The following is an 11325-nucleotide window of genomic DNA, read 5'->3' as shown; positions in this document are numbered from 1 at the left end:
CCCCAAGTCATCCCGAGGCACCACCCTCGGGAACAGCGCCAGTCAGGCGACAGGGGCGAGAAAATGGCTTATGAACTCCGGAACCTGGCTGATGCCGTCCGATCAGAAGCGGAAGCGTACACCGACACTTGCCGCATCGAAGGTGTAGTCGGACTTGTCCAGGTAGCGCATGTAGTCGGCACCCACCGCCAGGTTCGGTGCCACATCGAACTCGGCGCCGGCTCCATAGGAGAAACCGTTCTCACGGTCCATATCGAAATCGACTTCGGTCATGCCCACCAGGCCGTAAAGCCGAAACTCTTCTGAAATAGGCGCGATGCCCTTTGCATAAGCACCCACCAGGTAGTCCAGCTCGACATCACCGTCGGAGCCACCGATACCCACGTGAGCCTCTGCGGCGAAGAACTCGTTGAACTGGGCGCCACCTCTGATGCGCAGCCCCGTCGAGTTGGCGGACGAAGCGCCATCGGGATTGAGATCCCAGAACATGGCATCACCACCAACATAGCCTTGAGGGTACATCGGTACCTGATACTGGGCCTGGGCTGCGGTTGCGAAGGCGCCGGTGATCAATAGGGCAGCGGGAATGGCTAGCAGTTTCATGATGCACCTCCATTAAGAAACAGCGTTTCCTTACACGCAGGGGAAGTCTGGTACAACTGCGGCAATCACGCAAGTGAATTTACCGACTGAAAAAACTTCCTCCTTGTCAGGGACGCCGTGAAAGACTCAACAGCACGATGCCCCCCAGCACGATCCCCCCGCCGATCAGTTGTATGCCGCTCAACATCTGCCCCAGCACCAGATAGCCCAGCACCAGCGAGGCCACCGGTTCAACGTTCATCACCGGCGCATTGCGGGCCATCTCCAGCCGCGGCACGCTGATGAAGAGTACCGAAAACGCCACGCTGTAGAGTACGGCCAGTGACACCAGCCCCGCCCAGCCGGTGGCACTCGCCGGCAGCGCCATTCCACCGGGCACCAGGCTCATCGCACCGGCCAGCAGCATGGCGACAAGCACCGTCAGCATGGTGAGCAGGCTGCGCAGGGTACTGCCCACCTCGGCAAGGCGATGCTCGGTGATCCACAGCGCAAAGGAGAAGGCGGTAGCGGCGCCGAGACCGAAGGCCACACCCGTCAGCCACTCCTCTCCCAGGGCCTGGGGCGAAGCCACCAAGGTCGGCACGTCGAGTACCACCACCAGCCCCGCCAGGATCACGGCCATGATCAACGCCGCCCGCAGGGTCGGACGCGGCCCTCCCAACGCCCAGGTCAGCAGTGCCAGTTGTATGGGAAAGGTGTTCATCAGCAGCAGCGCCACCACCACCGGTATGCGGGCCACCGCCGAGTAGAGGCAGAGGCTCTGTACCGCCACCATCAACCCCGCCAGCAGCTGCCATCGTCGTGCCCCCGCCGGCAACACCAGGCGCTTGCCCTGGGCCATGAACAGGATGACAAGCACAGCAAGCGCAACGGCGGAGCGGACAAGTACGGCCAGCAGTAGCCCGGTACCCTCGTCGAAGGCCAGGCGAGCCGCCACATGATTGCCGGCAAACAGCGTGGCGACACCGGCCAGAAGCAAGACGGCAACATGGCGGGGCAGCAAGACGGGGACGGCCATCGCCGATGGCGGTGACGACATGAGTGGTTTTCCCGTGTTTGAAGGATGGCGGTCAGCATGCCAGCGTTTTCAACAGAAGCCCATTCTCCCCTGATCATGCACAATGGGCGCGTCGAATGATAGCCTGCAAAGCATCTCATGGTAGACTAAGGTCTAACGTCTATGCTACCCCCCAAGGAAGCGCTGAATAAATCGTCGAGCGGGATGAAGCACAAGGCGCCCGGAGCACAGAAACCGGAGCCTATGGGGTATAGGTGAGGATTTCGAGCACCGCGCAACGCAGTGATTCGCACGCGCAGACATTTATGCAGTGTTTCCCTAACTCATACCACCGGGAGAACCGATGAACGCTTCGGTACTGGTCATCAACTGTGGCTCGTCCTCGATCAAGTACGCGCTGATACCCGCCGCAGCGGACCAGCCGCGCCTCGCTGGCATTGCCGAACGCCTGGGCAGCAGCGACGCCTTCCTGAAGGGTATCGACAGCCGCAGCGAGCGTTTCGAGAAGGCCCTGCCCGGCGCCGATCATACCCGGGCGCTAGAGGCCATCCTGGAGCATCTCGAGGGCCACCGGCCCGCCGCCGTTGGCCATCGCATCGTTCACGGCGGCGAGCGCTTCACGCGGGCCGCGCGGCTCGACGATGAAGTGATAGCAGCCATCGAGGCCACCGCCGCCCTGGCCCCGCTGCACAACCCCGCCAACCTGGAAGGGGTGGCGGCCACATGCAAGCTGTTTCCCGATCTCCCGCAAGTGGCCGTGTTCGATACGGCCTTTCACCAGTCATTGCCACCCCAAGCCTTCCGCTACGCTCTGCCGGAAGCGCTCTACCGTGATCACGGCATCCGTCGCTACGGCTTCCATGGCACCAGCCACGCTTACGTCAGCGAGCGTGCCGATGCCCTGAGCGGCATCGAGGGTGGCTGGTTGACCGCACACCTGGGAAATGGCTGCTCCACCTGTGCCGTCTGGGAGGGCCGCAGTCTCGACACCAGCATGGGCCTGACCCCGCTCGAAGGCTTGGTGATGGGCACCCGCAGCGGCGACGTGGATCCCGGCCTTCACGCCCACCTGGCACGCCAGCTCGGCTGGAGCCTGGAGCGCATCGATGAGGCCCTCAACCGCGGCAGCGGCCTGCTGGGACTCTCCGGGCTGACCAACGACATGCGCGAGCTGGAAATCGCCGCCAGCGAAGGGCACGAGAACGCCCGGCTGGCCATCGAGGTCTTCTGCTATCGCATCGCCAAATCACTGGCAGCGCTCTCCTGCGCCCTGCCCCGCCTCGACGGCATTGTCTTTACCGGCGGCATCGGCGAGAACTCGCCGCTGGTCCGCGAAAAGGTCGTCAGCCATCTGCCCCACTTCGGCCTGGGCCTGGATCGTGCCGTCAACGCCCAGACGGTGCGTGGACGCGAAGGCCGCATCGACGGGGGGCATCCGGCGGCACCTCGCCTCTGGGTCATCCCCACCGATGAAGAGGGCCGCATCGCCAAAGAAACCCGCCAGCTACTGGACGAGACCACCCCATGACACCACGCAATGCCCGCCCGCAACCCCAGGTCCTGCTGATGGTGCCGACCAGCGTGGGTGTCGGGCTGACATCGGCCAGCCTGGGCCTGATGCAGGCCCTCGACACCATCGGCCTCAAGGCCGGCTTCCTGAAGCCGTTTCGCCAGGACGAACTCAACGGCCCCGGACCCGACCGTTCCACCGCCCTGGTCAGCAGTACCCTGGGGCTGGAGGCGCCGCCACCCATGCCCCAGGCCGAGATGGAGCGGCTGCTGCGCCAGGACCGACTCGATGTGCTCATGGAGCAGGTGATCGAACTGCATGACCAGGCCATCGAGCGCCAGGCGGGAACAGCACCGGAACTGATCGTGGTGGAAGGGGTGGTGCCGACGGCTCATGGCACCTACGCCACACAGCTCAACACCCACTTGGCCCACGCCCTCAATGCCCGCATCATCCTGGTGGGCAGCGGTGACACGGTCGAACCCCGGGTCCTGGCCGAGCAGCTGGACATGCATGCCCAGGCCTTCGGCGGCATCGGCTCCGCTCGCACCCTGGGCTGCATCCTCATGCGCATGCCCAACCCGCCCGGCAGCGAAGCGCCGCCCTTGCTCGCTCCCGGCGGCCGCATGCAGGTCGATGAGCGCCTGCTGGCCGAGCTGCGCCGTTATTCGCCAGCCCTGGCCACCGACCGCTTCCACCTGATCGGCGTGGTGCCCTATAACGCCGCCCTGATCGCCCCGCGGGTCGTCGACGTGGCCCGTGCCCTGAACGCGCGCTTTCTCAGTGAGGGCGATGCGGCCAACCGCCGGGTGCTCTCCACCAGTCTCTGCGCCCGTAGCGCCGCCAACGCCCTCCATGCCTTCCGTCCCGGCAACCTCATCGTCACCTCGGGCGATCGTGACGACATCGTGCTCGCCTCGGCGCTGGCCACCATGAACGGTGTGCCCATGGCCGGGGTCCTGCTGACCAACGGCTACATGCCCAACGACAACATGATCGAGATGTGCCGTCCCGCCCTGAAGACAGGCATGCCCGTGCTGGCCGTGGATACCGACAGCTTCACCACGGCCAAGGACCTGGGGCGGATGGGCAATGACATTCCCATGGACGACCTGGAACGCGCCGAACAGGTGACGCGCTTCGTGGCCGAACACATCGACCTGCAGTGGCTGAAGGACCACCTGAGCCGAGGCTATGCCAGCCGGCTCTCGCCCTCGGCCTTCCGCTACCAGCTGGTCAAGCTCGCCCAGCAGGCGGACCGACGCATCGTCCTGCCCGAAGGCAGCGAACCGCGCACCGTGGAAGCCGCCGCCATCTGCCAACAGCGAGGGATCGCCCGCTGCGTGCTGCTGGCACGTCGAGAAGAGGTCGAGGAGGTGGCGCGAAACCGCGGCATCGAGCTGCCGGAAGGGCTGGAGATCATCGACCCGGAATCGATACGGGTCCGCTACATCGCGCCCATGGTCGAACGGCGCGGCGGCAAGGTTAACGCGCTGACCGCCGAGGATCAGCTCCAGGACAATGTGGTACTGGGCACCATGATGCTGCAGCTCGACGAGGTCGATGGCCTGGTTTCGGGGGCGATCCATACCACCGCCAATACGGTGCGCCCGGCCTTCCAGCTGATCAAGACCGCCCCCGACTACCGCCAGGTATCGTCGATCTTCTTCATGCTGCTGCCCGAGCAGGTGGTGGTCTATGGCGACTGCGCGGTCAATCCCGACCCCGACGCCGAGGCGCTGGCCGAGATTGCCATCCAGAGCGCCCGCTCCGCCCAGGCCTTCGGTATCGAGCCCCGGGTCGCCATGATCAGCTACTCCACCGGCGAGTCGGGCAGCGGCGTCGACGTGGAGAAGGTGCGCGAGGCCACCCGGCTGGCCCGCCAGCAGGCGCCGGACCTGCTGATCGACGGGCCGCTGCAGTACGATGCCGCCGCCATCGAGAGCGTCGGCCGCCAGAAGGCGCCCGATTCACCGGTGGCCGGGCGCGCCACGGTGTTCGTCTTCCCCGACCTCAACACCGGCAACACCACCTACAAGGCGGTACAGCGCAGCGCCCGGGTGGTCAGCGTCGGCCCCATGCTGCAGGGCCTCAACAAGCCGGTGAACGATCTCTCCCGCGGCGCCCTGGTGGACGACATCGTCTATACCATCGCCTTGACGGCGATCCAGGCAGCGCAGCGGATGAACCCCTAGAGCAAGAAAGTCTCGCCATCCTCTGTTTCGCTACAACCCCGCTCCCGGAGGCGCTTCGAGGGCTGGTAGGGCGCGGGGTCGATCCGGGTGGGTCGACCCAACAGCTGGTCGACCAGCAGCCGTGTCGCCGCCGGCGCCAGCACCAGACCGTTGCGATAGTGCCCGGCATTGACATGGAGTCCCTCGATGCCGGGCACCGCGCCGATGAACGGAATGCCATCCGGCGCCGCGGGCCGGAGCCCGGCCCAGTGGTGCTCGATCTCGCACTCGGCCAGTGCCGGCAACATGGCAATGGCGCTCTGTCGCAGCGAGTCCCGCGCCGCCTCGGTGGGGCGTTTGTCGAAATCCACCTGCTCCAGGGTCGAGCCGACAAGCACACGGCCGTCGGCTCGCGGAATCAGATAGCGTCCATCGGCGAGCACCACGCGCTCCAGCAGCTGCCTGCCTCCGGGCATCGGCGGCGTGCGGAACAGCATCATCTGGCCCTTCACGGGGCGCACAGGTAGCGCGACCCCGATGCTACCCAGCAGGACCCCGCTCCAGGCACCGCCGCACACAATCACCTGCCCTCCCGTGATACGTCCCTGGGAGGTAACCGCCCCTGTGACACGCCCTTCTTCCATGCACAGTGCTTCGACCGATGCCCCCTCATGCAGGGTAACGCCGGGCAACGTCATGAGATGGGCTCGCAGTGCCTGACAGAGCCGTGGGTTGCGGACACTGCCCAGGGTCGGCATCCAAAGGCCACTGGGCAGGCCTGCCGCCAACCAGGGCTCCTTCCGGTAGATGAATGCCGCATCGACAGCCTCAAGCGGCTTGTTGGCACGTTTCGCCCACTCGAATGCCCTGTCGCCATCGTCGACCCGCAGGTAGAGCAGCCCCTTCTGGCGATACTCGGCATCGATACCCGTCGCCTCCAACAGCTGTGCCGTCAGCGCGGCGTACTCGTCCCCGGCCTGCTGCGCCAGGTTGGAGACCGGCTCGCTGTAGCGCCAGGGGTAGAGGGGCGAGACGATACCTCCCCCGGACCATGACGCTTCCTGCCCGCACTTTCCTCGCTCCACCAGGGTGACGGTATGCCCGGCAGCAGCCAGCTGCCAGGCGGTCATCATGCCGATGACGCCTCCACCGATAATCAGAAAGTCTTTCACCATGACCCCTTAAGTCGTGAAGCCGAGAATCCAACCAGCGGCCCGGCCGGCATCGCCAGTCCACCTGCCGCCATAGCTTACCTTGCCAGCTTCCCTGTCGTCTTCAGTACATGCGTCGCTGCACATAGGCTCCAAACGCGATACGCCCCGCGAAGGCGGGGCGCAGAGGTGCCACAACAAAATTATAGGCGCGCTGTTCAGATTGCCCCTTTCAACCGCTCGCTGCGCCGTCTCAGCAGTTCCATGGTCACCAGCAGCAGGGTCGACATCAGGATCAGGATGGTGGCCATGGCGGCGATGGCCGGGCTGATGTTCTCGCGAATACCAGAGAACATCTGGATCGGCAGCGTGCGCTCGGTGGGGCTGGCGATGAACAGCGCCACCACTACCTCATCGAACGAGGTGGCAAAGGCGAACAGGCCGCCGGAGACCACCCCGGGGACGATCTGCGGCAGGATGATGGTGAAGAAGACCCGCAGCGGGTTGGCACCGAGACTGGCGCCGGCCCGCACCTGATTGAAGTCGAATCCCTGCAGGGTGGCGTTCACGGTAATCACGACGAAGGGCACCCCCAACACGGTATGGGCCAGGACCAGGCCGGCATAGGAGTTGAGCAGGCCCACCTGGGCGAAGAAGAAGTACATGCCCACGGCGACGATCACCAGCGGCACCACCATGGGCGAGATCAACAGCGCAATGATCAGCCCCTTGCCGGGAAAATCGGCCCGATTGAGCCCTACCGCGGCCAGGGTGCCGAAGGTCATCGCCAGCAGGGTCGCCAGTGGCGCCACGATCAGGCTGTTCTTCAGCGCCCCCATCCATGGGCCGGATGTATCGAAGATGGCCGCATACCAGCGCAGCGAGAACCCCGGCAGTGGATAGGTCAGAAAAGAGCTGCTGCTGAACGATAGCGGAATGATCACCAGCACCGGGGTGATCAGAAACAGCAGGACCAGACCGCAGAATCCGCGGAAGACCCAGAACCAGACCTTTTCTATCGGCGATGCATAGGGAGGCAGAGCCATTATTCTTCTCCTGAGCGGTCAGTGCCGGATCATCTGCTTGCGGTTCACCAAGCGGTGGTAAACCAGGTAGAGCATCAGCGTTACCACCAGCAGGATGCTGCCAAGTGCCGCTGCCATACCCCAGTTATTGGTGCTGTTGGTGTAGTAGGCCACGTAGTAGCTGACCATCTGGTCTGCCGGTCCGCCTACCAGGGCCGGAGTGATGTAGTAGCCCAGCGCCATGATGAAGACCAGGATCGTGCCTGCCGCGATGCCGGAAATCGTCTGGGGAACATAGACCTGCCAGAAGGCGGCAAAGGGATGCGCGCCCAGCGACACCGCGGCGCGCTGGTAGCTCGGCGAGATGCCCTTCATCACGCTGTAGAGCGGCAGCACCATGAACGGCAGCAGGATATGCACCATGGCGAAGAAAACGCCGATGCGGTTGAACACCAGCTGTAGCGGAGAGTCGATTACGCCCGTGGCCATCAGTGACTGGTTCACCAGGCCATTGGACTGCAACAGGATGATCCAGGCCGCTGTGCGCACCAGCAGCGATGTCCAGAATGGCAATAGCACCAGTATCATCAGCAGGTTACTGGTTTTCGCCGGCAGCGTGGCCAGCAGGTACGCCAGCGGAAAACCCAGTGCGAGGCAGATCAGCGTGACGCCTCCGGCGATCACCAGGGTACGCTGGAATACCGCCTGATAGAGACGGTCGCCTTCACCGATGCGTTGAATCTGGCCGGTGTCGCCGCGCTCGAGATCCACCGACGCCAGCAGATAGCGGTCCGTGGTCGGCGGTGCTGCGCGCTGGATACCCAGCCAGGTGGCAGTTTCGCCCCAGGCCTCATCGATCTCGATAAGAGTGGAGGTCCAATCGGCATCGGCCTCCAGGCTCGCAGGCAGGCCGCGCAAGGTGCGCATCAGCAGGCTGCGGTACTGGGTATCCTCATAGTTGAGGCGGCGCCCGATGCGCCCCAGCCCGCCCCCCTGGCGCGAGTCGCGCAGCTCTGCGGCGAAGGATGCCATGGTGGACTCATCGGGGAGCCCGGTACCGTCCCATCGCTGCAAACCGGCCGTGGTGAGCGGCATGACGGATTCCAGCTCGGTGTTGTCGACGCTGCGCCACAGCATGCTGCCGATGGGCATGACGAAGACGACAATCAGAAACAGCGCCAGCGGTGCGACCAGCCCGAAGGCCTTCCACTTACGCAGCCGCTCGGCGCGACGTAGCTGGGCCTTGAGCGTACCCGCCGGCCTGGATGGCGGCTGCGAAGCCGCAATGGTCGTGGTCATGGCCTTCTCCCACTGATGAAGACCGGCGTGACCCAGCGGGTCGGGACACGCCGCAGGAAACGAGGCAGCGGCCGGTAAGCCGCTGCCGACGTCGTGGGATCAGCGCGCCGCCCAGGCGTTGAAGCGCTGCTCCAGCTCCTCGCCGTAGTCGACCCAGAAAGCGGTATCCACGGCCAGCGCGCCTTCCATGTTCTCTTCATGGGTTGGCATGCGCCGCGCCTGCTCTTCATCGAGCTGGGCAATGGCATCCGGATGCACCGGGCCATAGGGAATCAGGCTGGAGTAGGCAGCCTGGTTCTCGGGCTGGCTGGCGAAGATGATGAAGTCGTAGGCTTCGTCGACATACTCGCTGCCCGCCACGATGGCCCAGTAATCCAGGTCGTAGATGCTTTCGTTCCAGACGATCTCCAGGTTGCTGCCTTCTTCCTGGGCGGCGGCGATGCGGCCGTTGTAGGAAGAGGTCATGACCACGTCACCGGCAACCAGCCACTGGGGCGGCTGAGCACCCGCCTCCCACCACTGGATGTGCTCCTTGATCTCGTCGAGCTTGGCAAAGGCGCGGTCGACGCCTTCCGGCGACTCGAGCACCTCATAGACCTCATCGGCCGGCACGCCATCGGCCATGAGCGCGAACTCCAGCGTGTACTTGGCGCCACGACGCAGGCCACGGGTACCGGGGAACTGCTCCACATCCCAGAAATCGGCCCAGGATGTCGGCGGCGTATCCAGGGCGTCGGCATCGTAGGCCAGCACCGTGGACCAGACGAAGGTGCCGACACCGCACTCATCGAATGCCGAGTCGATCAGCTCATTGCCCAGGCCAAGCCGGCCCCAGTCGATGGGCTCGAACAGCCCCTCGAAACAGCCGCGGACCAGCTCGGGTGACTCCATCTCCACGAGATCCCAGCTGACATTGCCGGTCTCGACCATGGCCCGGATGCGCGACAGCTCACCGTTGTAGTCGCCCGGCGTGAGATTGACGCCCGTGCTCTCCTGGAAGGGGCCGTAGTAGGCCTGCTGCATGGCGTCACCGGACGCACCGCCAAAGGAGATGACGGTCAGTGCCTGGGCGCCAGCGGAAACGGCCAGCCCCGTCGTCAGCAGGCTGCCGATGGCAACGCTGCGACCAAGACGCGAAAGTGGGAAACGGCTGTGAGTCATATCTTTCTCCCGGTCATTGAGACCTTTGTTGTTGATAAGGAACGTTATTGAAACGCTGTTGGTACAGAACCTTGTTATTGATGAAACGCTGTTGATGAAACGCACTTACCGCGCACCTCGCCAATCCGGGCTGCACCTGGATATGTGCATGGCCAATGGAGGCGATCAGGGCGCATCCAGTGCGCGAACGTCCTCGTCTCGCCAGCCGAGCTCCACCACATCGCCCGACCGCATGCTGCTGGTGAACTCATCCACGGGGACGCGGGCGACGAAGTCGTCGTTGCCGGCGAGTTCACAGCGCACCCGCATGTGATCCCCGAGGTAGATGAACTCCCGCACACGCGCCTGCATGCGATTGGGCAACTCTCGTGATGCGCCATTGAGCTTGATACGCTCTGGGCGAATCGAGAGCCGTGTGGTGTCGCCCACCTCCAGGCTCGGGCCGAGCAGTGCTCCGGTGTTCAAGCCATCGCCAAAGCTGACCCGGCATTGGCGCCCTTCCACGGACTCGATGCGGCCGGGCAGAGTATTGTTTTCGCCAATGAACTGGGCAACAAAGGCGTTGGCCGGGTACTCGTAGAGATTGCTGGGGGTGTCGATCTGCTGGATGATTCCGTCGTCAAAGACCGCCACGCGATCCGACATGGTCAGTGCTTCGCTCTGGTCATGGGTGACAAAGACGACAGTCAATCCCAACTGCTCATGAAGCTGCTTGATCTCCAGCTGCATGTGCTCGCGCAGCTGTTTGTCGAGCGCACCGAGAGGCTCATCCATCAGGATCAACTGCGGCTCGAAGACCAGGGCGCGGGCCAGGGCGACACGCTGCTGCTGTCCGCCCGATAGCTGCGTAGGGCGACGCCGAGCGAACTCACCCAGCTTGATCATATCCAGTATCTCGGCCACCTTGCGGTCAGCTTCAGCCGCCGGCACCTTGCGCGTCTTGAGCGGATAACGAATGTTCTCCTCCACCGTCATATGGGGGAAGAGCGCATAATTCTGGAAGACCATGCCGAAATTGCGCTTGTGAGGAGGCACGCTGTTCAAGCGCTGGGTGCCCAGGTAGATGTCGCCGTTGGTAGGTACCTCGAAGCCGGCCAGCATCATCAGGCAGGTTGTCTTGCCGGAACCGGAAGGACCCAAGAGGGTCACGAATTCGCCTTGATGGATGGTGAGGTTGAGGTCCTTCACCACCAGGTTCTCGCCATCGAAGGTCTTCTGTACCGCATCGAAGCGAACCAAGGGTGGCGCCGAGTGGGAAGGTTCGCTGGTCTTGTTGTTTGGCATGGTATCACCCGCAGCTGGAAAGGGTGCTCAGACGTCAACAATTACAGACGTTCATATAAAATATCCACATTCCAAGCTATGCCTCCGCCAGCCCTCCGTC

At 64.0% G+C, this 11325-nt stretch carries 9 protein-coding genes; 2 read left to right on the top strand and 7 right to left on the bottom strand.

Translation table 11 applies throughout. The annotated features are described in order from the left end of the window. Positions 1–102: 102 nt before the first annotated feature. Entirely contained in the window at positions 103–603 is a 501-nt protein-coding gene (locus tag KZO25_RS17245) for a porin family protein (protein ID WP_223137929.1), read from the bottom strand. A gap of 106 nt (positions 604–709) precedes the next feature. Beyond that, positions 710–1642: an EamA family transporter gene (locus KZO25_RS17240; RefSeq protein WP_223137928.1), complete on the bottom strand. Its 933-nt coding sequence runs from the start codon at positions 1640–1642 to the stop codon at positions 710–712. 322 nt (positions 1643–1964) lie between these two features. Between KZO25_RS17240 and KZO25_RS17235 the strand changes: the two genes are divergently transcribed. Both KZO25_RS17235 and pta read left to right on the top strand, forming a co-directional pair. Then, the gene (locus tag KZO25_RS17235) at positions 1965–3149 is read left to right on the top strand and encodes an acetate/propionate family kinase (protein ID WP_223137927.1); all 1185 of its coding nucleotides are present in this window, start codon (positions 1965–1967) and stop codon (positions 3147–3149) included. Beyond that, positions 3146–5326 (top strand): phosphate acetyltransferase, encoded by a 2181-nt coding sequence (gene pta / locus KZO25_RS17230; protein WP_066444830.1) that lies wholly within the window; start codon positions 3146–3148, stop codon positions 5324–5326. Before KZO25_RS17235 ends, pta begins: the two co-directional genes overlap by 4 nt. Here pta and thiO read toward each other — a convergent pair. The 5 genes from thiO to KZO25_RS17205 form a co-directional block, all read right to left on the bottom strand. Then, positions 5323–6477 carry a glycine oxidase ThiO gene (gene thiO / locus KZO25_RS17225; protein ID WP_066452191.1) on the bottom strand — a complete coding sequence of 385 codons (1155 nt, stop codon included), beginning with the start codon at positions 6475–6477 and terminating at the stop codon, positions 5323–5325. The two genes, pta and thiO, sit on opposite strands and share 4 nt — an antisense overlap. Before the next feature lie 197 nt (positions 6478–6674). Further along, positions 6675–7502: an ABC transporter permease gene (locus tag KZO25_RS17220; RefSeq protein WP_066444828.1), complete on the bottom strand. Its 828-nt coding sequence runs from the start codon at positions 7500–7502 to the stop codon at positions 6675–6677. An 18-nt stretch (positions 7503–7520) separates the two neighbouring features. Then, complete coding sequence (locus tag KZO25_RS17215) at positions 7521–8780, bottom strand: ABC transporter permease (RefSeq protein ID WP_223137926.1); 1260 nt, start codon at positions 8778–8780, stop codon at positions 7521–7523. A 99-nt stretch (positions 8781–8879) separates the two neighbouring features. After that, the gene (locus KZO25_RS17210; RefSeq protein ID WP_223137925.1) at positions 8880–9941 is read right to left on the bottom strand and encodes an ABC transporter substrate-binding protein; all 1062 of its coding nucleotides are present in this window, start codon (positions 9939–9941) and stop codon (positions 8880–8882) included. 165 nt (positions 9942–10106) lie between these two features. Then, on the bottom strand, positions 10107–11225 hold the full coding sequence (locus KZO25_RS17205) for an ABC transporter ATP-binding protein (protein WP_223137924.1): 1119 nt from the start codon (positions 11223–11225) through the stop codon (positions 10107–10109). Positions 11226–11325 lie beyond the last annotated feature (100 nt).

The organism is Halomonas sp. ANAO-440, assembly GCF_019915905.1.
Lineage (GTDB): Bacteria > Pseudomonadota > Gammaproteobacteria > Pseudomonadales > Halomonadaceae > Halomonas > Halomonas chromatireducens.
Note: the sequence above shows the minus strand (reverse complement) of the source record. Positions and strands in the feature narration are given on the sequence as shown.